This window comes from Paenibacillus sp. J53TS2 (assembly GCF_018403305.1).
Lineage (GTDB): Bacteria > Bacillota > Bacilli > Paenibacillales > Paenibacillaceae > Fontibacillus > Fontibacillus rhizolycopersici.
In genome coordinates, this window is record NZ_BOSK01000004.1 from 154,915 (window position 1) to 178,485 (window position 23,571).

27 protein-coding genes and 1 riboswitch are annotated in these 23,571 nt (G+C 53.3%); of the genes, 23 read left to right on the plus strand and 4 right to left on the minus strand.

Features of this window, described 5'->3' with window-relative positions; translation table 11 throughout:
- The first annotated feature begins 124 nt into the window (after window positions 1-124).
- Window positions 125-3,247: an alpha-mannosidase gene (locus KJS42_RS10825; protein ID WP_213622835.1), complete on the plus strand. Its 3,123-nt coding sequence runs from the start codon at window positions 125-127 to the stop codon at window positions 3,245-3,247.
- A gap of 228 nt (window positions 3,248-3,475) precedes the next feature.
- Here the strand turns inward: KJS42_RS10825 and KJS42_RS10830 are convergent, their stop codons facing one another.
- The gene (locus KJS42_RS10830; protein ID WP_155605345.1) at window positions 3,476-3,778 is read right to left on the minus strand and encodes a hypothetical protein; all 303 of its coding nucleotides are present in this window, start codon (window positions 3,776-3,778) and stop codon (window positions 3,476-3,478) included.
- Between the two features lie 197 nt (window positions 3,779-3,975).
- Window positions 3,976-4,079: riboswitch (TPP riboswitch) on the plus strand.
- 152 nt (window positions 4,080-4,231) lie between these two features.
- Here KJS42_RS10830 and tenA point away from each other — a divergent pair.
- From tenA to KJS42_RS10880, 10 genes are all read left to right on the plus strand, one after another.
- The gene (gene tenA, locus KJS42_RS10835; protein ID WP_213622836.1) at window positions 4,232-4,927 is read left to right on the plus strand and encodes a thiaminase II; all 696 of its coding nucleotides are present in this window, start codon (window positions 4,232-4,234) and stop codon (window positions 4,925-4,927) included.
- A 20-nt stretch (window positions 4,928-4,947) separates the two neighbouring features.
- Window positions 4,948-5,796 carry a hydroxyethylthiazole kinase gene (thiM, locus tag KJS42_RS10840; protein ID WP_213622837.1) on the plus strand — a complete coding sequence of 283 codons (849 nt, stop codon included), beginning with the start codon at window positions 4,948-4,950 and terminating at the stop codon, window positions 5,794-5,796.
- Window positions 5,793-6,611 (plus strand): bifunctional hydroxymethylpyrimidine kinase/phosphomethylpyrimidine kinase, encoded by an 819-nt coding sequence (gene thiD, locus KJS42_RS10845; protein WP_155605571.1) that lies wholly within the window; start codon window positions 5,793-5,795, stop codon window positions 6,609-6,611. The genes thiM and thiD overlap by 4 nt, the downstream gene beginning before the upstream one ends.
- Window positions 6,608-7,288 carry a thiamine phosphate synthase gene (gene thiE / locus KJS42_RS10850; RefSeq protein ID WP_155605342.1) on the plus strand — a complete coding sequence of 227 codons (681 nt, stop codon included), beginning with the start codon at window positions 6,608-6,610 and terminating at the stop codon, window positions 7,286-7,288. The genes thiD and thiE overlap by 4 nt, the downstream gene beginning before the upstream one ends.
- A gap of 321 nt (window positions 7,289-7,609) precedes the next feature.
- Window positions 7,610-8,203: an RNA polymerase sigma factor gene (locus KJS42_RS10855; protein WP_155605341.1), complete on the plus strand. Its 594-nt coding sequence runs from the start codon at window positions 7,610-7,612 to the stop codon at window positions 8,201-8,203.
- Complete coding sequence (locus KJS42_RS10860) at window positions 8,200-8,802, plus strand: anti-sigma factor family protein (RefSeq protein WP_155605340.1); 603 nt, start codon at window positions 8,200-8,202, stop codon at window positions 8,800-8,802. The genes KJS42_RS10855 and KJS42_RS10860 overlap by 4 nt, the downstream gene beginning before the upstream one ends.
- Window positions 8,803-8,874: 72 nt before the next feature.
- On the plus strand, window positions 8,875-9,474 hold the full coding sequence (locus KJS42_RS10865) for a histidine phosphatase family protein (RefSeq protein ID WP_155605339.1): 600 nt from the start codon (window positions 8,875-8,877) through the stop codon (window positions 9,472-9,474).
- Between the two features lie 115 nt (window positions 9,475-9,589).
- Window positions 9,590-10,678, plus strand: coding sequence for a hypothetical protein (locus KJS42_RS10870; protein WP_213622838.1), 1,089 nt, complete (start codon window positions 9,590-9,592; stop codon window positions 10,676-10,678).
- A gap of 154 nt (window positions 10,679-10,832) precedes the next feature.
- Window positions 10,833-11,339 (plus strand): gamma carbonic anhydrase family protein, encoded by a 507-nt coding sequence (locus tag KJS42_RS10875; protein ID WP_213623014.1) that lies wholly within the window; start codon window positions 10,833-10,835, stop codon window positions 11,337-11,339.
- 22 nt (window positions 11,340-11,361) lie between these two features.
- Window positions 11,362-11,547, plus strand: a complete 186-nt coding sequence (locus tag KJS42_RS10880; RefSeq protein WP_155605337.1) for an IDEAL domain-containing protein — start codon at window positions 11,362-11,364, stop codon at window positions 11,545-11,547.
- Window positions 11,548-11,616: 69 nt separating this feature from the next.
- On the opposite strand, the gene KJS42_RS10885 is transcribed toward KJS42_RS10880, so the two are convergent.
- A complete protein-coding gene (locus tag KJS42_RS10885) occupies window positions 11,617-12,921 on the minus strand; it encodes an MFS transporter (RefSeq protein ID WP_213622839.1) in 1,305 nt (434 codons plus the stop codon).
- Between the two features lie 21 nt (window positions 12,922-12,942).
- Complete coding sequence (locus KJS42_RS10890; RefSeq protein WP_193415999.1) at window positions 12,943-13,422, minus strand: ArsR/SmtB family transcription factor; 480 nt, start codon at window positions 13,420-13,422, stop codon at window positions 12,943-12,945.
- 169 nt (window positions 13,423-13,591) lie between these two features.
- On the opposite strand from KJS42_RS10890, the gene KJS42_RS10895 reads away from it, so the two are divergent.
- The 6 genes from KJS42_RS10895 to KJS42_RS10920 all read left to right on the plus strand — a co-directional run bounded on the left by KJS42_RS10895 (window position 13,592) and on the right by KJS42_RS10920 (window position 18,090).
- Window positions 13,592-14,029 carry a DUF2487 family protein gene (locus tag KJS42_RS10895; RefSeq protein WP_213622840.1) on the plus strand — a complete coding sequence of 146 codons (438 nt, stop codon included), beginning with the start codon at window positions 13,592-13,594 and terminating at the stop codon, window positions 14,027-14,029.
- A gap of 171 nt (window positions 14,030-14,200) precedes the next feature.
- Window positions 14,201-14,743, plus strand: a complete 543-nt coding sequence (locus KJS42_RS10900; RefSeq protein ID WP_155605333.1) for a Rieske (2Fe-2S) protein — start codon at window positions 14,201-14,203, stop codon at window positions 14,741-14,743.
- 16 nt (window positions 14,744-14,759) lie between these two features.
- Entirely contained in the window at window positions 14,760-15,431 is a 672-nt protein-coding gene (gene qcrB / locus KJS42_RS10905) for a menaquinol-cytochrome c reductase cytochrome b subunit (protein WP_155605332.1), read from the plus strand.
- A gap of 66 nt (window positions 15,432-15,497) precedes the next feature.
- Window positions 15,498-16,373 (plus strand): menaquinol-cytochrome c reductase cytochrome b/c subunit, encoded by an 876-nt coding sequence (locus KJS42_RS10910; protein WP_213622841.1) that lies wholly within the window; start codon window positions 15,498-15,500, stop codon window positions 16,371-16,373.
- A gap of 108 nt (window positions 16,374-16,481) precedes the next feature.
- Entirely contained in the window at window positions 16,482-17,108 is a 627-nt protein-coding gene (locus tag KJS42_RS10915; RefSeq protein ID WP_213622842.1) for a DUF1405 domain-containing protein, read from the plus strand.
- A gap of 58 nt (window positions 17,109-17,166) precedes the next feature.
- The gene (locus KJS42_RS10920; RefSeq protein WP_244868446.1) at window positions 17,167-18,090 is read left to right on the plus strand and encodes a sporulation protein YpjB; all 924 of its coding nucleotides are present in this window, start codon (window positions 17,167-17,169) and stop codon (window positions 18,088-18,090) included.
- Between the two features lie 236 nt (window positions 18,091-18,326).
- On the opposite strand, the gene KJS42_RS10925 is transcribed toward KJS42_RS10920, so the two are convergent.
- A complete protein-coding gene (locus tag KJS42_RS10925; RefSeq protein WP_155605329.1) occupies window positions 18,327-19,196 on the minus strand; it encodes a YitT family protein in 870 nt (289 codons plus the stop codon).
- 209 nt (window positions 19,197-19,405) lie between these two features.
- On the opposite strand from KJS42_RS10925, the gene KJS42_RS10930 reads away from it, so the two are divergent.
- The 6 genes from KJS42_RS10930 to bshA are packed head-to-tail and all read left to right on the plus strand — an operon-like array spanning window position 19,406 to window position 23,478.
- Window positions 19,406-19,714 carry a nucleotide pyrophosphohydrolase gene (locus KJS42_RS10930; RefSeq protein WP_155605568.1) on the plus strand — a complete coding sequence of 103 codons (309 nt, stop codon included), beginning with the start codon at window positions 19,406-19,408 and terminating at the stop codon, window positions 19,712-19,714.
- Between the two features lie 56 nt (window positions 19,715-19,770).
- A complete protein-coding gene (locus KJS42_RS10935) occupies window positions 19,771-20,301 on the plus strand; it encodes a tetratricopeptide repeat protein (protein WP_193416003.1) in 531 nt (176 codons plus the stop codon).
- Window positions 20,302-20,323: 22 nt separating this feature from the next.
- Window positions 20,324-21,130, plus strand: coding sequence for a 4-hydroxy-tetrahydrodipicolinate reductase (gene dapB / locus KJS42_RS10940; protein WP_155605327.1), 807 nt, complete (start codon window positions 20,324-20,326; stop codon window positions 21,128-21,130).
- 15 nt (window positions 21,131-21,145) lie between these two features.
- On the plus strand, window positions 21,146-21,568 hold the full coding sequence (gene mgsA / locus KJS42_RS10945; RefSeq protein WP_155605326.1) for a methylglyoxal synthase: 423 nt from the start codon (window positions 21,146-21,148) through the stop codon (window positions 21,566-21,568).
- The gene (gene bshB1, locus KJS42_RS10950; protein ID WP_155605325.1) at window positions 21,565-22,278 is read left to right on the plus strand and encodes a bacillithiol biosynthesis deacetylase BshB1; all 714 of its coding nucleotides are present in this window, start codon (window positions 21,565-21,567) and stop codon (window positions 22,276-22,278) included. The genes mgsA and bshB1 overlap by 4 nt, the downstream gene beginning before the upstream one ends.
- Before the next feature lie 39 nt (window positions 22,279-22,317).
- Complete coding sequence (gene bshA, locus KJS42_RS10955) at window positions 22,318-23,478, plus strand: N-acetyl-alpha-D-glucosaminyl L-malate synthase BshA (protein WP_213622843.1); 1,161 nt, start codon at window positions 22,318-22,320, stop codon at window positions 23,476-23,478.
- Window positions 23,479-23,571: the final 93 nt, after the last annotated feature.

Consider the following 23,571-nt stretch of genomic DNA (forward strand, 5'->3'; position numbering starts at 1 on the left):
TCAAATTATCTTCATCATATCATAATAGGACAAAAATTGATGAGGATAAGTAATTTACTTCGCAGGGACAGAACCGGAAAATGAGGGGGTAGGCACACTCATATTCAGGGAGGTACCCGATACGATGTTTTGGACGGAAGAGAAATTGAATGCACGGATACGCGAGCTGGAAGCATACCGATACCGCGATGCCCAGCCGATCGAGGCGTTTCAAGCACAAGTGGACGAGGAAGGGCACATCGGCGCCAGACCGCCTAAGGAGGGGCCATGGTCCAAGATGCAGGCGGGAGAACGCTGGGAAGGCCGAGATCTTTACCTATGGCTGGAGACGAACATTGAAATCCCGGCCGCATGGAGAGGACGCCAGATCGTCGGCGTATTCGACTTCGGCAAAACGGGCGGAGGGAACAACTCCGGGTTCGAATCGCTCCTGTATGTCAACGGCGAACCGTTCCAAGGCGTGGATATGAATCACCAAGAGGTGTTTTTCCCGGAAGAAGCCTCCGGTACCAAGGTCAAGTTGCAGTTTCGTTTATGGTCCGGGCTTGAGGGCGGCGGGAAGCCGCAGGTGCAGGAACACCGGATCAAGCGGGCGGAAATCGCTTGGTTGGACGGGACCGTAGATCGCTTGTATTATACGTCCCGTGCGGTCATGCAGACAGTGGAGGTGCTGCCGGCGAATGCGCCGGAGCGGACCGACCTATTGACGGCACTGGATCGTGCTTTTCTGAGGATCGATTGGTCTTATCCAGGATCGGAAGGATTTTATGCTTCGCTGACGGAAGCCGAGGAGCAATTGACCCAAGCGGTGGCGGGAATGAAGAAGACGTCGCCGGTCACGGTCCAATGCATCGGACACACGCATATCGACGTCGCCTGGTTGTGGCGGCTTAAGCATACGCGGGAAAAAGCAGCCCGCAGCTTCAGCACCGTGCTGCGCTTAATGGAGATGTTCCCGGAGTACGTGTTCCTGCAGACGCAGCCGCAACTGTACGAATATATCAAGCAGGATTATCCGGAGCTTTATGAACAGATCAAGGAACGCGTGAAGGAAGGGCGCTGGGAAGCAGCCGGCGGCATGTGGCTGGAGGCAGATTGCAATTTGACGAGCGGGGAATCGCTGGTGCGGCAGTTGCTGTACGGGACGCGCTTTTTACGTGAGGAGTTTGGCCAGGAATGTACCTACTTATGGCTCCCGGACGTGTTCGGATACAGCTGGGCCCTGCCGCAGATATTGCGCAAGTCGGGCATCGATACGTTTATGACAACGAAAATCAGCTGGAACCAGTACAACCGCATGCCGCATGATACGTTTCACTGGCGCGGTATCGACGGCAGCGAGGTGCTGACGCATTTCATCACTACGCCGCAGGACGGCAGTTTCTGGTGGTATACCTATAACGGGAATATTGAGGCGTCCAGCGTGCAAGGCATTTGGGAGACGTATCGCGACAAAGAGGTTAACAAAGAGCTTCTGCTTTCTTACGGTTATGGGGATGGAGGCGGCGGTGTCAATCGCGAGCATCTGGAGCTGCGGCGGCGGCTCGACGAAATGCCGGGCCTTCCGAGGGTAACGACCGGCCGGGCGGACGAATTTTTCGCCAAGCTGCAAGAGACCGTTGGGGCGGCGGATCGCTATGTTCATACCTGGGACGGTGAGCTGTACCTGGAATACCATAGAGGAACCTACACCAGCCAAGCGTACAACAAAAAGATGAACCGCAAACTGGAGTTGTTGTCCCGGGACACCGAATGGTTGCTCAGCCTGCAGGCGCTGTTCGCGGAAGGAGACTGGGAGGCTTATCCGAAAGCGAAGTTGGACGAAAGCTGGAAAACGATCTTGCGCAACCAATTCCACGACATCATTCCAGGCTCGTCCATTCCAGAGGTGTACCGCGATTCCAAGCTGGAGTACGCGCAGGCCGAATCGCTGTTGGAATCCTGCCGCGAGCAAGCCATTCAAGCCTTGACGAACGACGCGGGGGATTCGTACACCGTATGGAATCCGTCAGCCTGGCTTTTTACCGGCTTGGTTGCTTTGGAGGGGCAAGCTGAGGGAGCAAAGTGGGTTCAAGCAGGCGGGGTAGAGCTGAAATCCGAATTCGACGGAAAGACGGTGTGGGTGCTAGTAGAGAACGTGCCGCCGCTTGGCTTTGTGACGATTGAACGCAGCAAGGACGAACAGGTTGATCTCACACCAGATGAACCTTTTAAAACACGGCCAAACGGAATCGAAACCCCAATTTATAACATCGAGTGGAATGATGGCGGACAGCTAATCTCGATCTTTGATCGGGAAGCCGGCCGCGAAGTGCTGGCGCCGGGCGAACGTGGGAACGTACTTCAGGTGTTCGAAGATAAGCCGAAAATGTTTGAGGCTTGGGACATCGATGTGTTCTACCAGGAGAAACAACGCGAGGTCGAGCAGCTACAGGACTGTAAAGTCGTGACGGGTTCGCTGCGTGCCGTCGTTAGCTTTACTTGGACTTATATGAACTCGACGATCCGCCAAGAGATGATTCTGTATGGCAACAACCGGCGGATTGACTTCCAGACTCAAGTTGATTGGCAGGAGCGTCAGCAACTGCTGAAGGTCGCTTTTCCGGTTGACGTACGGGCTACGGAAGCTACTTACGATATCCAATTCGGAAACGTCAAGCGACCGACGCATTGGAACACCTCTTGGGACCTTGCTCGATTTGAAACGGTCGGTCATCAATGGGTCGATTTGTCAGAGCACGGGTACGGGGTCAGCCTGCTGAATGATTGCAAATACGGCCACGACATTAAGGACCATGTGATCCGGCTGTCGCTGTTGAAATCGGCAACTTATCCGGATCCGCAAGCGGATCGCGGCGAGCATGAGTTTACGTACGCGCTGTATCCTCACGAGGGGCATTGGTCCGAAGGCGGTACCGTACAGGCAGCAACGCTGCTAAATCAGCCGGTTTACGCCACGATGGGCCAGGCGCACTCGTCTTCATTCTCACTGCTCCAAACGAGCGGAAGTGCGGACGTCGTCATTGATGCCGTGAAAAAAGCGGAAGACGGCGACGGCTTGATCGTTCGTTTGCATGAATACAAGGGAGGCCGAGGCCGCGTTCGCTTCCATTTCGGGATGCCGGTGATTTCCTGGCAAGAAACCGACATGATGGAACGGCCTTTAGGAGAATCCTCCTCAACTGCGGAGCTTGAGTTGTCGATGTCACCGTATGAAATCAAAACGATTCGTTTGCAGTTGAAATAACGAGAGAACGCTGTGGGTCGCCTTCGACAGTTAATCGGAAGTCGGGGCGCCCGTCAGCGTTTCGATATCGTTGGAACCGTAGAAGAACAGAACGACCAGAATGATGATTACGATGAGTTCCGAGAAGCCTTCGCCGTCAAATTCACTCATTGTAGTAAACCCCCGCATCTAGGTTATGATGTAAAGCGAGCGATCCTCCCACCCGAATCTTTCAAAGGAAGAGCGGGTTCAGGAGGAATTGTCCGCTTTTTTCTTCATGGCATTGATGATGTCATTGATGGTCATATCTCCATTCTCGTTGAGAAAGTTCAGCAACTTGTCGGCGTTTGCATCGCTGCTGATCGTTTTGTATTCGCCAACAAGGGAGACATACATGGTTGCGTTACGGTATAACTGGACGGAATCCACGCGAAGTTTACCGGAAAGAAGCAGCGCAGCTACGGTATATTCCGGGGTTTTTGGCCGGAAACCGCCCTTTTTGCCATTTTTCTTGTTGGAGGACGAGGATTTGCTTTTTCCGGCTGAATTCATGGCCTAACCTTCCTTAGCTGGATGGGATCCGGTTACTTATCCTGAGGAACCGGTTTACAAGACAGTTCCCTGATAGTTATGCTATGCAGCATTCCGGGGATGGTGTAGACGAGAGAAGCAAGTGATCCAACGATCTTTCGCTGGACGGGATTGACAATCCAGGCAGGGATCGGTAGAGTAATAGGTGAATTGCATAGGAAATCCACTAGGGGCGCCGTAAACGGCTGAGACAAGAGACCATCTTGGACCCTTTGAACCTGATCTAGTTCATACTAGCGTAGGAAAGTGGAGTCGGCCCCCATTTGAATAGTGCTCAGGTTGTCGTATATCAGCCTAGGACTTGATCGAGCCGCTCCCTCTACGGAGCGGCTTTTTTGCGCGCTCTGTTAACAGGTCGTTTGTCGTCGTCTTCTCAGGGGATTTCCTAGTTCAATATATTGGGAGGTGGAGACGATGGGGTTTACGCAGGAGCTACGACGTCAGGCGGACGGGATCTATCAAGCCATATTCGATCATCCGTTCGTCAGAGGCATCGCAAGGGGACAACTGGAGAAAGAGCAGCTCATTCATTACGTTAAGCAGGATTACGAATATTTAAACGCCTATATGCGGATTTACGGTATCGCGATTTCCAAAAGCCGGACCCGAGAGGAGATCGCGATGTTCAACGAACAGATCGCGTATATTTTAAACCGTGAAGTTCAACCCCATCAGATTTTTTGCCGGGCCGCCGGAGTGAATTTTGAAGAGTTGCAGGGGTACCCACTTGCACCCTCGGCGCATCATTATATCCGTCATATGCTGACGGTGGCCCACGAAGGGAGTTTGGGCGAGATCTATGCCGTTTTATTGCCCTGCCCTTGGACCTATCTGGAGATCGGCCAAAAGCTGCTGGCAGAAGTGCAGCCGACACCGGACCATCCGTTTTATGAGTGGATTGATTTTTACGGGCGTCTTTCGGGGGATGTGACGGAGAAGTTTATCCATGCGTTAGACGGATGGGCGGATACAGCCAGGGAGGAAGAGCGGCAAAGGATGGCCGATCATTTTCTGCAAAGCTGCCAATTGGAATATCTCTTTTGGGATATGGCTTACCGGCAGGAAGATTGGCCGGTTGCGATGCCGATGATTTCGCATTCATCCAAATGATCGAAAGAGAGGTTGAAAACATGAGCTTAATGGAAAAAGATCTGTCCGATGTGCTGGAAAAGGTGCAAAAAACGAAACCCCTCGTGCATAACATGACCAATGTTGTCGTCACGAATTTTACCGCAAACGGCTTGTACGCCCTTGGCGCTTCGCCGGTCATGGCCTATGCACCCGAGGAGGTGGCTGATATGGCCAAGATCGCCGGGGCCCTCGTCTTGAACATCGGCACGTTGTCGACGCAGCAGGTCGAAGCGATGATCCTCGCCGGCCGGTCGGCGAACGCTCATGGCGTGCCGGTGCTGCTTGACCCGGTTGGTGCGGGGGCGACCGCCTTCCGCACTGAATCGGCTCTGCGTATCCTGCGCGAGGTAAAGGTGTCGCTCCTGCGCGGCAATGCGGCGGAGATCGCCCATCTCGTCGGGGAAAACCGCGAGATCAAGGGGGTTGATGCCGGCGACACCGCGGGAGACGAGGCGGCCGAACTCGCGGTACGGGCCGCGCGGGCGCTGAACACGGTCGTGGCGATTACCGGCCGTGAAGACGTCATCACCGACGGGCTGCAGTGCCGGTTTGTCAGCGGCGGAGACGCACTGCTGACTCAGGTGACCGGCACGGGCTGCTTGCTCACGTCGGTGCTGGGAGCCTTCGCCGCGGTGGAGCGCGATCTGCTGCTGGCCGGTACCGCCGGGCTAGCGTTCTATGGCGCCGCCGCGTCCCGCGCCGCCGAGCGGACGGCCGCCGCCGGACCGGGCAGCTTCCAGATCGCGTTCCTCGACGAGCTGGCGAAGCTTCATCCGCATTCGCTCAAGGGCCACGCGGCAGTGCGTGAAATGCAGGCGACAGGCGCCGGCGGATGGTGGGTCGGATGAGCCGGATCTCCAAGGCGCTGACGGTTGCCGGGTCGGACAGCGGCGGCGGGGCCGGCATCCAGGCCGACCTCAAAACGTTCCAGGAGCTGGACGTTTACGGCATGTCGGCGATCACTGCAGTGACGGTTCAGAACACGCTGGGCGTGACGAACGTCTACCCGCTGCCCCCGGAAGCGGCGGCGGAGCAAATCGAAGCGGTTGGTTCCGACCTCGGGGTGGATGCGCTGAAGACCGGCATGCTGTTCAGCGCGGAAATCATTGAGGCGGTTGCCGCCCAGATTCGAGCCTTTGGCTGGACTCAAGTGGTAGTCGACCCGGTAATGGTTGCCAAGGGTGGCGCTTCTCTGCTCCAGCCGGAAGCGGTGCAAGCGCTGCGCGAGCAATTGCTGCCGCTGGCTTTCATCGTTACGCCTAACCTCCCGGAGGCGGAGGTGTTGTCCGGCCTGTCGATCCGCACCATGGAGGATCGCCGCGAAGCGGCCAAACGTATTTGCGCGTACGGGTCGCGGCAGATCGTAATCAAGGGCGGCCACGACACCGAGAACGGCGATCGGGTTGTTGATTTGTACTATGACGGGTCGACCTTCACGGAGTTGGTCGGACGGCGAATTCCCACGCCACATACACATGGCACGGGATGCACCTTCTCGGCTGCGCTGACAGCGGGGTTAGCCAAAGGCTTACCGGCTCTAGACGCGGTACGGACCGCCCGGGCCTTTATTCAAGCGGCGATCGAGCACGGGCTTGAGCTGGGGCAGGGGCATGGGCCGACGAACCATTTTGCTTACCGTCGCTTACAAGGAGTTTCCCGATGAACGACGGTGGCGGAAGCGGTCGCATCGAGGCAGCCCGCATGCGCCAACTGCTGCGGACTTATCTGGTCATCGGCAGCACGAACTGCCGTATAGAGCCGCTGCGGGTGCTGGAAGAGGCGCTTGCCGGCGGCGTCACGCTCGTGCAATTCCGCGAGAAAGGGCCGGGCGCGCTCACCGGGGCTCCGCTGCGGGAACTCGCCATCCAGTTGCAAGGCGCATGCCGCCAGCGTGGTGTGCCGTTCCTCGTCAATGACGACGTGGAACTGGCCCTTGCGATCGGAGCCGACGGCGTTCACGTCGGCCAGGAGGACGAGGCGGCCGTGCGGGTCCGCGCCCGGATCGGAGACCGCATCCTCGGCGTCTCCGCGCACACGCTCGCCGAAGCGGAGGCCGCCGTTCGGCACGGTGCCGATTACCTTGGCATCGGGCCGATCTATCCCACGGCCTCGAAAGCGGACGCCAAAGCACCGCAAGGGCCGGGAATTCTCCGCGAGCTACGCGCTTGCGGGATCGCCTTGCCCCTGGTCGGCATCGGCGGCATTACGATCGAGTCGGCCGGCGAAATCATTCGCGCTGGGGCGGACGGCATTGCTGTGATTTCCGCCATCACGCAGGCAGACGACGTTCGAGAGGCGGCCACGCGTTTCGTTGCAAGGTCAATTGCTGAATCATCCTGAGGCCACTAGCATATTGTATTGAACAGACCTTTGCTGAAATAGGCAAGGGTCTGCTAATTTATGGGGCTTATGGCAACGAGAAATCGCGTTTCGTCGTCGATTGACATGAATAATGCAGGAATGGATGTTTTTTTAAATCCAACTCCTGTGGTATAATATCCTCAAAGTTTGGCTACGCTGTTAATTTTGCTTTCATGTCGAATAGATTTTTTATCGAAGTTACATAGATAACCGCAACTTTTTCAAACCTGTTCGGTAATAATTGATGTAAGAATCGAACGGGAAGATGGCCCATGGAAGCGCGAGGAGGATCGCACCTAAATGACGGATTCCCAAATGATTCGCGAAATTAAGGAAGGCAATACGGAACTGTACTCGGAGCTCATGCGAAGGTATCAGCGGAAGATATTGGCCTTCGTTTATCACATGTTAAAGAGCGCTCATATGGAGTTGCTTGCCGAAGATCTATGCTCGGAAACGTTCTATAAAGCATTTCGCAGCTTGCATTCCTTCAGAGAGGTAGATGCTTCTTTCTCCACTTGGTTGTATACGATTGCCCGTAACACGGTGCTCAGCGAACTTCGCAAACAAAGAAACGGCAATGTCCCCTTGGATGAAAGCGGGATCGTTCCCGTAGCTTCAAACGATGTCGTCCCCGAGCAAGCGGTATTACGGAGCGAGAAAGTGGGCATGGTGAGAGAAGCCATCAACAATCTGCCGGAGAAGCAAAGATCGGCTTTGATCTTGCGCGAATACGATCAATTGGATTATCAAGAGATCGCGAATATTCTGGGACAAAGTGTTAGCGCCGTGAAGTCGCTGTTGTTCCGGGCGCGCAGCAGTGTAAAAAGTCAGCTTGAACCCTACTTTTATGAACCCATCTACGAGCATTACGAAGGGATGAAAAGCAGATGAATTGTAGAGAGGCCCAAGAATTGTTCGGATTGTTAAGGGACCTGCCCGAACAACACCCTCAGCGGATTTTGCTGGAGCGGCATCTTTTGGGCTGCGAGTCTTGCGCAGACGAATATCAACAATGGGAAGAAAGCCTGGACATGCTGCAGTACATACCGATGGAAGTGACGGAGGAGCAGGCAGAAACGGTAAATCGGCGAGTGATGGATCGGATTTATGCCGAATCCCCTTGGCTGGCCCCTGACGTCAAGCGCGGCGTTACCCGCCGTTTCCGGCGTAGGGTCGTATTTTGGGCCGCCAGTTTCCTGGCTATCTTCCTTTGCAGCTTTGTTTTCCTATTGATGGATCATACCCCGTCGAACCAGAAAGCTGCCGAGCCGATGACCGGGATTCTGCCGACAGCTGTCGCGGCGGCCGGCTCGGAGACAGATGCATACGCGGATTTTTCGTTCGCCATGCCTAGCGCTTCGCGTGGAATTGTAGAGCCTTTTGCCGTGCAAATGGGCCCGGCTTATCCGCAATACTGGATGGTACTGTCTATGGCAGGCATGTTGCTGGCGCTCTTTTCCTGGAAAGGACTCCGCCGTACCAGAAGATAAACTTGGGTTAACAAACGCTTCTTCCGCTATTGGAGCGGGCGGGGCGTTTTTTACATCTAAAGGGGGATGGTTATGCTCGTTGGTTTGATTCGCCATGGACTAACTGATTGGAATGCGATAGGTAGAATTCAAGGGCAGAGCGATATCCCCTTGAACGACGAGGGACGGCGACAAGCCAGACTGCTCGGCCAGAGATTGAAAGAGGAAGGCGAATACCGCTGGGACTTCGTCCTGACGAGTAACTTGTCACGGGCGCGCGAGACCGGTGAAATCTTGGCCGAGACGCTGGGGATTCCGCTGTACGATCCTGATTCGCGGTTGATGGAACGTTCCTTTGGTCAGGTCGAGGGCATGACGTTGGTGGAAAGAGAAACGTTATGGGGCAAGGATTGGGACCAGCATGAGCTGGGGCAGGAGAAAGACGAGGAAATCCGCCAGCGGGCTTTGTCCTTTATGGCTGATTTGGCGGAGCGTTACCCGAGCAACAATGTGTTGGTTGTTTCGCATGGAGGTCTGCTGGCGCAGCTTTATATCGCCTTGTACCAGGAGAAATGCCAGGAGCGGATTGGCAATTTGTCTTTAACGATTCTGGAGAAAATGGAGAATTCTTGGGATTTGCGATTATATAATTGCACACGTCACTTGCAAGAAGGTGTCAAGGAACCGAAGTAAACCGGCTTAGGCCGGCTTATTTTTTTTGCTATTTTTTCGGGATAATTTCGGATTTCGGGAATAAACGCCGGAAAACCTTCCCATAATGGGATTAAAACGGCGAGGCGGTAAAACTATGAATCTGGCGGATATGCTCACTTTTGCCGATATCGGACAACTCAGCAGAATAGCGGATCATTACGACTGCGAATGCAGCGGGCATTCGAAGCATGAATTGATTCAATCCATCCTGCAGACGGTAGGCCGTCGCGATTTTATCGAGCGGCATATTGGCGGCATGAGTTTGGAGGATTTTCGCTTCCTGAACACCCTGCTGTTCGACGGACGCCGTCAGTTCAGCTTGGAGGAGCTGATCGCTTGCGCGCAGGGCTCGCGGTTTACCGAGGATGCCAAGGAGCGGGAAAGTCCACGGGAGATGATCACCCGCTTTCGCCAGCAGGGTTGGCTATTTAATGGAACGACCCAGCAGACCCGTTATCTGTTCGAGGTTCCTGAGGATTTGAAGCGACGGTTCCGAGAAACCCTCGAACGCCGGTTTCTTGCCGAAGTGAAGGTGGCTGCCGCCGAACCGCCGATGTACCGGGAGGAGCCGGATATGCTGTCCACCGACCTGCTGCTATTCCTGCAATACGTGTCCCGGCACGATATTCCGTTAAACAGCGAAGGGGTCATGTACCGGAGAAATCAGTTGCAGATCCTTGAATCGCTTCACGTGTCCGAGGGATTAGTTGGCAAAGGTTGGCGTTTCGGGTATGGCCGCCGTTTTAAGGATTATCCGAACCGATTAGCGCTGCTTTACGATTATGCCTATCATTCCCGCCTCATTCAGGAGAACAACCATCGACTAGAATTGACGGATGGGGGAACGTCCTACCTAGCGGAGGAACGCCAGGAGCCTATGATACAGTTCGTCCGCTTTTGGTTAAGATTATATAAAGGGCCCATTCCTAACTTGCTGTCTCTAGTCTACTGGATGATTTGCTGTTCGAAAGATTGGGTGACGGTACCCTCGCTGTTTGAAAGGGTTGAAATGCTGATTAAGCCGTTTTTTTATGACTCTCCCGCTTCGATTTTTGAAGAGCGAATCTTGCAAATGATGCTTCATTTAGGCATGGTTCGATTTGGCGAAGACGAGAGGCATGAACGGTATGTACAGGCTTCTCCGTTTGGAAAACAAGCAGTTCAGCTCATTCATAAGGCCTAAGCGTTGAGGAAAGCGATCAACGCACTTACATAACTTCTAATGCAGATGCTTTGGCCTTGGTGAATGCAGGGGAATAAACGACTTCGAACCCGTTGACAAAGAGCAGTTCGAATGGGTACAATCACTCGCAAATCAAGAGGGAGAGTGAGTGGCGATGTTGATCCCGTACCAAGGAAAATTACCTCAGGTCGACGGCAGCGTATTTATCGCGGAAGGAGCCAAGCTGATTGGAGACGTCCGGATAGGAAGCGAGTCCAGCATATGGTATAATGCGGTGCTTCGGGGCGATTTAGCGGAAATCGTCGTTGGTAAACGTACCAATCTTCAGGACGGCGTGATTGGACATGTCAATGCTTCTCAGCCCTTGATCGTTGGCGATCACGTATCCGTGGGACATGCCGCTATCATTCACGGATGCCGTATAGGCACAGGCACATTAATCGGTATGGGGGCGATCGTCCTAAACGGCGCAGATATCGGTGAATATGCTTTAGTAGGAGCAGGTTCTTTAGTGACGGAAAATGCAAAAATTCCACCTTATACTCTTTCTCTGGGTTCACCAGCCCGAGTCGTTCGGGAGCTAACCGAAGACGATTTAGAGCGAATGCGGCGGACGACGGAAAGCTATGTGGTGAAAGGAAAAGAATATAGGATCATTTAACGATGGTTTGGAGGTGCATCCTATGGATCAGATGAAGGTTACTTATGAAGCAATGCTTGGATTGGCGGCGGAAATGATATGGGACGAAGCGCTCCGGAAGCATCGCTCTGAACAGATCTACAGCGAGATCGATACCGCCTTGGCGAATGGCGATGAGGATGCCTTCCGGCTCCTGACGGATGAACTGAAAACTTTGGAAGAGCGCTAAAGGCAAACCGCCCCGTCTGTTCACATGAAGGATGAACGGATGGGACGGTTTTTTTTGTAAACAGTGGCGTTAATCATAATTCCGGACGGCCGGGGTGAACATGACAGCCAGAAGGGCCAAAGAACCGATCGCTGCAAACAGCGCGATCGTTTGCAGGCCGCCGATAGAGTCAGCTAGCCAGCCGACGATGATATAACCGACCGGAAGCAGGGCGAACGACCCCAGCATATCCAGGCTGGCCACGCGGCCGAACGTCTCCTGCGGAACCATCTCCTGCATACTGGTTTCCCAGATCAGGCCAAACATCATCATTCCGAATCCTTCTACGGCAAAGAGAGCGCAGAGTACGGCCGGAGCTGGCGCTGCGGACATCAGCAGAAGGGCAATACCGCTAATCAAAGCTCCACCGTAAGCGATTAGGCCGCGGTGTCTTAAACGTTTCTTCGTGCCAAAGAGCAAGCCGGCTCCAATGGCGCCCACTCCTGAACAGGTCACGGCGATGCCGTATACATAGGGTTGCAAATCCAGGTGGATTTTGAATAGCCAAGGGATAACCACAGTGACGATGGCGCCAAAACAGATGTTGACTAAGGAGAAGGCTAGGATGGTGATCCAGAGCCAAGGTTTGCTTTTTAACACCGCCAAACCTTCCTTGAAGTCAGCGCCCATGCCCGCGCTATGGCCTGCAGCCTTCGGTTGATAGGGAACGAGCCTCCGAAGCGCATATAAACAGAGAAACGAAATGACATAGGACATGGCATCAAGCGCAACACCCCAACCTGCTGAGAAGAATGTGACCAGCACGCCGCCCAGAGACGGGCCGATCAAGCGAACCGCTTGATTGCTGATCTGCGTTAGCGCATTAGCGGAGTTGCGGATGTCGGCGGTAAACACGGTGGCACGAGTTGCCGCATAAGCGGGTTGAAACAAGCCGTCCATTAAGCCGTACGAGGTGACCAGGATAAAAAGCATTTGAATTGTTAAAGCGTTCGCAAACAGTAAAGCTGAGAGGATGACCATGACCGCAAAGCGAAGCAAATCCGTCAGTAACATTAAATTCGTGCGATTATAACGGTCAACCAACGTACCGGAAATAGGCAACATGACGATGTTTGGAAGCATATACGCAGCCATAAGCAGGCCCATCGTGGTCGTCGAGCCGGTTAAGGAATAGACGATGATCGGCAGGATGACCAAGGTAATGGAACTGCCGAGGAAAGAAACGAGCTGTCCAAGCCACAAATAAGGGAATGCTTTGGATTTACGGAACGGCTCCGCGAATCCTGAGAAGGGGTTCTTGGCTGCGGGCTCGTCTGCAGGTCGGATCGCCTGACTGGCTGCGCCCTCTTCCGGTTGTGAAGTTTCAAGATTCATAGATGCGGATCCTCCTTCTAGTTAATCGGAACCCGAGTCGCTGTCCTGCACGCGACCCAAGGTGAATAATACGCCGTATTCGGCTCCATCGGTGTCCTTGGCTTCCCATTTGCGGATCAGGGCATCGAGCTCGTCGATGAAATCCTGATATTGAGCCGGGGATAGAAGTAACCGGGTCGCAGCCCGGTATGGCGGCTCATCTTCGAGATAATTGAATTCAGTGAACTGTTCCGGTTTAAAGAATGTTGTCTTAGAACGGTAATACTTCTCGACAACGCCGCCAACCGTCTGGGTGTTGACTAAATCCAACAGCCCGCCGTCGTATAGCTTCTGGATATGATAATGCACATTGCCGGGGGTCTTGCCCAACAGATTTGCAACCTGTTTGGAGGTGTGAGCTTCATTGGCCAACACGTTCAGGATTTTGATCCGTAAGGCGCTTTCGAGGAGCTTGCTTTGCTCGGCGCTGATAGGCATAGGAGCCTTCTTGTTGCTGCTCATTTTTCCTCCTCCTGGTTTAGCAAGGTGTTTAAAATTCATACTGGATATGGAAATCAATCTGAATTGCAGTTCGATCTGGATTCCAGATCGATAGTAAAACAGGAAGGATGGATTTGTCAAGGATCCCTGTTTATAATGGGGAGACATGAATCGAAAAAGGGGTTATCACATGAAATTCAGTGAAATCGAAGCTTCCGCTTGGGAGGAGCTGCGCCCATATTTGGACACTTGCGTGATTCCAGTAACGGGATTAACCGGCTTGGAACGTCCGTATGAAGTAACGGAAAAGTTGGAAAGACTGAGAGATATCCTCGATTGGGTAGAAATTCCTTTCAAAGGGAGAGTGGTCACGTACCCGTCTTTCCAATATCGAACACAGGATTTGCCACAGGCAATTAATGACGTATGCCAAAATGTCAAGTCTAGCGGGTTTGCTCATGTCCTTGTCGTCTCCGCTGAATTTGAATGGTCCGATGGGGAACTGCCGGATGCCGATTTAATCGTGACATTACGCCGTTTTTCGCCGGATTCCAGGGAGGGCGCTGCAGGACAAGTGAAGGTGGCCGTACAAGAATTGTGGCAAGCAAAGAAGGGTTTGGGATTGTGACAAAATATCGACAATTTCAAGAACGACAAGCTTTTATGTGCCCAAAAAAATGTGTCAAATTCTTGACGCTCTTAAAACGCTAATATATTATTAATATGTCTTACACGATATTGTGATATTTATCATTGAAACGTACGGAAACAATTGCTTGACAAAGGGGGTTGAAGACATATGAGCAATCAGCATGACCAGCAGGAAACCTCGCATAAACCGCCTATTCGCAAAGAGATGTCCCGTCGGCAATTTCTTACATACACGCTTGGGGGCGCCACTGCATTCATGGTGGGTGGGGTGACGCTTCCTATGGTTCGTTTCGCGGTTGATCCGATTCTGCATAAGAAGGGCGAAGGTGCTTTCGTCAAAGTTGTGGAAGTTAGTAAAATCACCAGCGAACCGCAGGAATTTTCGTTCGAACTCAAGCAGCAAGACGGCTGGTACCTAAGTACGGCTTCCCTTACGGCTTGGATTCGCAAGGACGAGAGCGGAAATATTTATGCGCTTTCACCGATTTGTAAGCATTTGGGATGTACGATCGGATGGAATAACGATACGAATTTTCCGGATGAATACCACTGCCCTTGCCATGGTGCGCATTACACCAAGGAAGGTAAGCAGTTGGCGGTCGCATCGAAGCCGCTTGACGAGTACAAGGTTATGATTAAGGACGATTGGGTTTACCTGGGGGATATCATCCCGAACACCATCGTGAAATAAGGAGGCGTAGATTCGGATGTTTAAAAATGTGTACAACTGGATTGACGAACGTCTTGATATCACGCCGATCTGGCGCGATGTGGCCGATCACGAGGTTCCGGAGCACGTCAACCCGGCGCATCACTTCTCCGCGTTTGTGTATTGCTTCGGCGGCTTGACGTTTTTTATCACGGTCATCCAGATCTTGTCGGGGATGTTTCTGACCATGTATTACGTTCCTGATATTATTAACGCTTATGCCAGTGTGGAGTACTTGCAGACACAGGTCGCCTTTGGCCAAATCGTCCGCGGGATGCACCACTGGGGGGCAAGCTTGGTTATCGTCATGATGTTCCTACATACGCTTCGCGTTTTCTTTACCGGTTCCTATAAAGCGCCGCGTGAAATGAACTGGATTGTTGGGATGTTGATTTTCTTCGTCATGATCGGTCTTGGTTTGACGGGATATCTGCTGCCATGGGACAACAAAGCCTATTTCGCCACGAAGGTAACCTTGGAAATCGCCAACTCCGTACCGGTGCTAGGCCCGGTCATTAAGGAGCTGCTGCAGGGCGGTTCTATCGTAGGCGCGGAAACGTTAACCCGGTTCTTTGCCATTCACGTGTTCTTCCTTCCGGCGGTATTGTTGATCCTCCTGGTTGGTCACTTTATCATGATCCGCAGACAAGGGATTTCCGGTCCGCTGTAAGAAGTGCTTCGTGATCCAAAGATGAATATTGAACTACTTCTATAAGAGAAGGGGGGCAAAAGGGACATGGCTCATCATGACAATTCAAAGGAAAAAGTCGTGTTCGTCGGCGATTCCCGCGTCCGCAAGGGCAAAGGCTTTATCACGCCGCCGGATTATACGGCTTATCCCGGCAAGTCGGAAGCGTTCATTCCTAACTTTTTGCTGAAGGAATGGATGGTCGGCGTCGTCGTGCTCGTCGGCTTCCTGGTGCTGACCATTTCCGAACCGGCTCCGCTTGGCTTCCCGGCCAATCCGACCGCTTCGGTTATTCCGATGCCGGACTGGTACTTCCTGTTTCTGTATCAATATTTGAAATATCCGTATGCTTCCGGCGATTACGTCGTATTGGGTACGATGGGCATTCCAGGCGTGATGTTTGGTGGACTGCTGCTAGCACCTTTCCTGGATCGGGGCAAGGAGCGCCGCTTCTATCAACGTCCGATCGCTTCATCGCTCATGTTGCTGTCGATTGCCGCAGTTGTATATTTGACGAACTTCGCCTGGACGCATTACCAGCATGAGCTGGAAGCGACGGGACAGGTGCCGGAACATATTCAACGGGAAGAGAAAGCTCGGGAAAATCGGGAAAAAGGGTTGCCGACGTCCAATGCAAAATCGCAGGAAGAGGTCGCCATCGTGGACAAAGAAGATCCGGCGATGGAACTTTATAAGAAAGCCACTTGCGTATCGTGTCATGCCGCGGACCTAAAAGGAGCGGGCGGACCTTCACTGCGTGGAGTTGGCGACAAGCATGATAAGGAAGCGATTCTTACCATTATTAAAGAAGGTTTTAACGGCAAGATGCCTCCAATGTACGATACGGCAATCAGTGCCGGACTGACAGATCAGGACATCGACCATTTGGCCGAATGGCTTGCGAAACAAAAAGCGGAACAGTAAAATAAGAAGTATGTGAAAACCTGATCGTGATGCGGTCAGGTTTTTTTTAAGCTTGCGCGCCGATTTCATGAGACCGGTGCCATTTTCATATAAAAGAGGGATATCACGTTGAAACTATCGGATCTTTGGAGTACGTCTTTTCTATCTTCCCGCTTCATTCTCTGGGCCTTGTTTGTATGTAACCTGCTAGGAACGGTCTATGGGTACATTTGGTATGATGCCCAACTGGCGGATACTTGGCAAAACCATCCGCATTGGCAGATCATTTTTGTTCCCGATAGCCCGACGGCGAGCTTATTCTTTACGCTAAGCTTGATGTTTCTGCTGTTTCCGGGACCATTGAAGAAATACTTTCGCATACGCACCTTAATTGAGGGATTGGCCGTTGTGACGAGCGTGAAATACGGCGTGTGGGCCGTGTCGATGATTTTTGCCGGTGCGTATCAGGGCGGGGATCTCGTTTGGCAGGACTGGATGCTGGTTGCCTCCCACTTGGCGATGGCGGTGGAATCGCTGCTGTTTGTCCGATTGTACAAGTTTGGGCCCTTAATGCTGCTGGGAGCGGGGGCCTGGACGCTGCTCAACGATACCGTGGACTACACGTATGAGGTTTATCCTTGGTTGCCGGAGACCTTATGGGATAATGTATCCGAGGTTGCCGTCTTTACCGTGGTTTTAACGTTAGCCAGTATTGCAGCCGGTTGGCTTGCGTTGAAACAGGCTAAACGCGCCTAAGAGCAAGGTTCTAACGGTGGACAGCCTGCCATACCATGAAGGTAGGGAGGGGATGTCCGTGAGAAGATCTTGGGTGAAAGGAACTGTAGCCGCACTGGCTTTACTTGCCGCGATGCTGCTCTGGAACACGGTGGTGTTAGCTCAACCGGTAGGGAACGGAACCGGGAGTAAGGCAGGAACGTCATCGACCGCCGCGCCATCCTTGTCGGAGCAGGAGCGCAGTGAGCGTTTGAAGCAGCTCGAAGCGGCGTCAGAGCGTTTGTATGAACATATGCAGCAAGGAAATGCCCCAGAGGCGCTGGCCGACATGGACACGTTGATCGGCGCGCTGGAAGGCGTGTCTTTTAAGGGATTGACGTCGGTGGAGGGAATCCATGCCTTGGCCGAAACGATTATGGACACCAAGGAGACGTTGGTTAAGGCGGAGATCCAGCCTGAGGCGTGGGCGTTATCCTCGGCTCGCTTGCGGCTGGCGGTAAACAGTCTGCTACATCCGGACAAGGCCTTATGGCAGCAGTATTATAAGGTCATGGCCGATAACTTGCAGCAGATGAACCGCGCGCGTGCGGGCGGGAAACCGGCGGAGGTGCGCAAGGCGTTCCAGGCCTTAGAGGGCCATTACGAAGTGGTACGTCCTGCCGCAGTGATTCGACGCCCGCCCTCCAATGTCAATCAGTTCGACTCCTGGTTGTCATATGTCGGTCGGTTGAGCGGGGAACGAACCTGGGATGAGGCAGCCTTGAAGGAGGCCATCTCTCAAGGGGGAGGCGTGCTAAAAGGGTTGTTCGGACGACGGGGAGACGAGCCTGTATTCCTGCCGGTTACCGGCTTTGACAGCCCGTGGTATTGGAGCGGGTTGATCGGGCTTTGGATCGTACTTGCCCTGACCTACACGGGAATTCGCAAGTATCGCGCCTCGCAAACGGTTACCGCAGTGCGGGAGCAACGCAGGGAAGAGGACACGCGTAGGTACAGGCTGTAAGTGATGGCGAACGATAAAGGGCGATAGCGGACGATAGCGGTAAAGGATCCCCTTATTGTTGCGGGAAACTTGGATTTCGGCTGGATAAGGGTAAAAAATGGTATTATCGAGATAAGTGACTTTGAGGCGAAATAAGGACATATTTTACCGCTAAATTTATGTTCGGGTTGGATTAATAAAGCAGAGAGGCAAAGGATTCCCTTAGCCTCTCTGCTTTTGTGATGTCTGCTTCGCGTTTAATCTTCCTTGAACCCTTCCCCATGCACGTCATGCACGTCGCTGATGATAATGAACGCTCGCGGATCAACTGACTTTGCTATCGACTGGAGTCGCCGGATTTCTTGACGCGACACGACGCAATAGGCCATATGCTTCGCTTGCTTGGAGTAGGCGCCAATCGCCGGAATCAACGTCACGCCGCGATCCATCTCCTTCGTGATGATGTCGGCAATCGCCGGCGCATGATCGCTGATGATCGTAAACGCTTTGGCGGAATACGCGCCTTCCTGAATAAAATCGATGACTTTGGAGGCGATAAACACAGCCACAAGCGTATACAAAATATTTTCCTTCCTAATATAGAAGAGCGACAATCCGATAATGACGATGTCCAGTGTTAATATGACCTGTCCCATGCTGAACCCGTATTTGCGCCCTAGTATCCGGGCCACGATATCAGAGCCTCCCGTCGTCCCTCCAAAACGGAATACGATTCCAAGACCTGCCCCCAGCGTTACCCCCGCATATAACGAAACGAGGATATAATCCGTTTGTGTCTCGAACGGCAGGATCCAGCCGCCACGGATCATCCGCTCGAACAGCCATAGGAAGAAGGTCAGCGAGCCGATCCCGATCCCGGTCCAGATGATTTGTCGTCCGCCAAGGATCTTCCATCCGATGAGAAACAAAGGGATATTCAGCAGCAGGTTCGAAAGCGAAGGTGAGATGCCAAACGCATAGTTCAGCAGCAGCGTGATGCCGGTGACCCCGCCTTCCATCAGTTGGTTGGGCAAGATAAAATAAAGGAGTCCAAACGCATAGATGGCCGTACCCAATAAGATCGGCAGCAGCGTTTTGAGAATTCCGGAAAATTTGCTTGATTCCATGAAAAAAATTCACCTGTCCCTAAAGTAGTTGTTGTCATTCCAACGATAAATGGCATTTGGTTAGATCTGCCTCTCCTAGTATACCTTTTTCCATGCAGATTAAAAAATGATTTGTTTTCGTCACCTACTTACGATAACATAGGGGAAAACGGGACAAACGGCGGAGGGATCGGCGCTTGGATACGAACACAGAGAAATCTCTCGCGGATATGCAACGCGAAGTAGACCGTTACATATCGCAGTTTAAAGAAGGATATTTCAGCCCGCTAACCATGCTGGCTCGAATGTCTGAGGAAGTAGGAGAGCTGGCCCGTGAGGTCAACCATGCCTTCGGCGAAAAGCCGAAGAAGAAGGACGAGCCGGATAATTCCATCGAGCTGGAGTTAGGCGATATTCTGTTCATTACGATCTGCTTTGCTAATTCGCTTGGCATTAATTTGACCGAGGCCCATGATCGGGTCATGCATAAATTCGCGACCCGCGATGCGGATCGATGGACGAAAAAGGACACCGAATAGGGTCATCCTTCATATGCTGTTAGTATGATCATCCCTACAGTAAAGGGGGATAGCACATGAAGGCGGAGGATTATTTGCAAAGAGCTTACCGAAGCATCTATGAAAACGACTTTGCTCAGGCCATGCACTGGTTCGAGCGAGCATTGGACGATCAACCCGATCACGCGGATATCCATTATCGGTACTCGATTACCTGCGCCCGGAGCGGGCAACTGGATAAGGCGCTTCAACATGCACGCCTGGCTGCAGCTCTGGAGCCCGCGCAGGACGAATATAAACTGCATTACGACCGTTTGCAGTCCATGGAATTAACCCAAATGGCCAGACGGCAGCTGGAGAAGGCGGGCAACAAGCGGAAATCCGCAGCCGAACCGGCAGCCCGCATGCTAAAGCGCGCCGTGGAGCTCGATCCGTTGTCGTTGGATGCACAGGTATGGCTGGCCATCGCCTATGGCGAGCTGGAATGCTACGAACTGGCGCTTCAGGCCGTACGCGAAGCGTCGGCCCTTCCTTTGGATGCCGGTGCGGCCGGACAGCTGAAAGAGATGGAACAGCGCTTGAAGCATCAAATCAAGCAATCATCATAGTAGAGAATGCGAGGAGATCAAGATGTCGGAACCAATCAAAGTAGCCGTGGCGGGAGCTGCTGGCAGAATGGGTAGAGAAGTGGTGAAGATGGTGCTCCAGGATCCGGAGCTGAAACTGGTTGCCGCCGTGAATTTGTCGGATGCCGGCCTCGATGCCGGAACGATGGTCGGCCTTCCGGCCTGCGGCGTAGCGTTGACGGGCGATTTGGAGCAAGCGCTCAGCGAGACGCAGCCGCGGGTGCTGGTCGACTTCACAACGCCGCAGTCCGCCTACGCCAACACTGAGTTGGCGATCCGGCTCGGCGTTTCGCCGGTTGTGGGTACGACCGGGTTTACGCCGGAGCAAATCGAGAATCTGGACAAGCTCTGCCAAGCCCGAGATATCGGCGGGTTGATAGCGCCGAACTTCTCCATCGGGGCTATTTTGATGATGCGATTTGCAGCACAGGCGGCGAAGTATTTCCCGCACCTGGAAATCATCGAATACCATGGCGACCAGAAGCTGGATGCCCCTTCGGGGACGGCGGTGAAGACGGCTGAGTTGATCGCTCAGAGCCGGGAGGAGTTGCGCCAAGGGAACCCGAACGAGGAAGAGACGATTGAGGGGGCAAGGGGCGGTTATTATAACGGTTTCCGGATACATAGCGTTCGTTTGCCGGGCGTATTTGCACAGCAAGAGGTCATTTTCGGCGGCTTCGGCCAGACGCTTAAAATTCGTCACGATTCCTATGATCGTGCCGGCTACATGCCGGGGGTCAATTTGGCGATCAAGAAAGTGATTGAATGCAAGGGCATGATTTACGGTTTCGACCATTTTATGGAAGATTAAAGGGGACAATAGCATATGTTGAACATCGCATTTATTGCTCATGACCGCAAGAAAGAGGATATCGTCAATTTCGCCATCGCTTACGAGCATGTATTTAAAGATAAAAGGCTGTATTCCACCGGAACAACCGGACAGCAGATTATGGATAATACATCGTTAAAAATCCATCGGTTTCTGTCGGGGCCGCTGGGCGGGGACCAGCAGATCGGCGCGTTAATTGCTCAGAACGAGATGGACCTGGTCATTTTCCTGCGCGATCCGCTGATGGCGCAGCCGCATGAACCCGATATCACCGCACTGCTGCGTTTGTGCGACGTGCATGGAATTCCGGTAGCGACCAACATGGCGACGGCGGAAATTCTGGTGCGTGCCTTGGACCGCGGCGACTTCGGCTGGCGCGAGTTGGTAGAGATGCACAAACCGGGGTTAACGAAATGAGCGAACAGCTGGATATTCTGATCTTCGGGGCGCATGCAGACGATGCCGAGATCGGTATGGCCGGCACAATCGCCAAGCATACCGCCGCGGGCTACCGTGTCGGCATCTGCGACTTAACCGAAGCTGAGCTGTCCTCCAACGGCAATCCCGTCCTACGCAAGGAAGAAGCCGAAGCGGCTGCCAAAGTGCTGGGCTTGGCGACCCGTGTCAATCTGGGACTACCTGATCGCGGGTTGACCGGATCGGCGGAACAACTGGCTGCAGTCACCGAGGTCATTCGCCGGTTCGCACCACGACTCGTGTTCGCCCCGTACTGGGAGGACCGTCATCCCGACCATATCGATGGCAGTAAGCTGGTGGAGGCTGCGGTATTTAACGCCAAACTGCGCCGGTTTATGCCGGACAAGCCGGCGGTGCCTGCGCCCGAGCTTTATTTTTATTTCATCAATGATTGGAAAACGCCGGATTTGGTCGTCGACGTGAGCGCAATCTACGAGCAAAAAGAGCGGGCTCTGCGGTGCTACCGTTCTCAGTTCGAGGCGGGTTCGCCGGGCGAAGACGTCGCCTTGACCCCGCTTAACCAGGGCTATGTGGAACGCGTGAAAGCTCGGGACTCGCTGATTGGACAGCGTTCACTGATCCCGTTTGCGGAAGGGTTCATGACGAAAACGGCTTATCCGGTAAATCTATTCGGCTCCCTACGCACATAAGCTGGAAGAGGGAACAACAACAAAGGAGGCCCCCACCATATGGAACCATTTTTGAAAATCGGCATCACCTGTTATCCATCCTTGGGCGGTTCGGGGGTTGTGGCCACCGAGCTGGGAAAATTGCTGGCGGAAAAGGGCCACGAAGTCCATTTTATCTCGCATAGCGTTCCTTTTCGTTTAGGGAGTTACCATAAGAACATTTTTTACCATGAAGTTGAGGTTAGCGATTACTACGTTTTCCGTTATCCGCCCTATGATTTGTCCCTAGCGACCAAAATGGCCACGGTAGCCAAAACGCAAGGCCTGGACATTCTCCACGTGCACTATGCGGTGCCGCACGCCGTTTGCGCATTCCTCGCCAAACAGATGGTAGGCGACTCGTTAAAGGTCGTAACGACGCTGCATGGGACAGACATTACGGTATTGGCGCAAGACGAATCGCTGAAGGATTTGATTCGGCTGGCAATTAATGAAAGCGACGCTGTGACTTCGGTCTCGCGCGATTTGATGCGGGAAACCCGGGAAGTGCTGGACATCACCCGGGATATTGACTTGACGTACAACTTCGTTGACGAAAGGGTATATTATCCAAGGGACGCGAAGAGCTGCCGGATGGATTTTGCCGCGCCAGGCGAGAAAGTGCTGATGCACGTCTCGAATTTCCGACCGGTGAAACGGGTCAGCGATGTCGTCGATATTTTTCATCAAGTGAACGAGCAGGTTCCGTCCCAACTGCTGTTTGTCGGTGAAGGGCCGGAGTTGCCAAAAATCCAATGCAAAATCAAGGATCTTGGCCTCGCCGACCGGGTGCATTTCCTCGGCAAACAGGATGATATCGCCCATGTCATTTCAATGGCTGACGTCTTGCTGCTTCCGTCGGAGAAGGAAAGCTTCGGCCTGGTCGCCCTGGAAGCGATGGCTTGCGGCGTGCCGACGGTCGGCTCGATCGCCGGCGGGATTCCGGAACTGGTGACCCACGGAGAAACGGGGTTCCTCGCCCCGATCGGCGATACGAAGCAGATGGCGGAGCACTGCATCGCGCTGCTGCAGGACCCTGATCTAGCTGCACGGATACGCGAAGCTTGCTTGAACCGGGCGAAAACAGAGTTCAGCAGCGAGATGACGACGGCGGCTTATGAAGAGATTTATTATCGTGTGCTCAATCGTCAACTGCCAACTTTGAATCCGGCTTGCAGCTAGAGTTGAATTGGCGAGAGGGCTAGGGAACCTAAAGACAGAATCGGCGCAGGGCTAGGTGCCCTGCGCTTGTTGTGCCGTATGGATTACGATAGA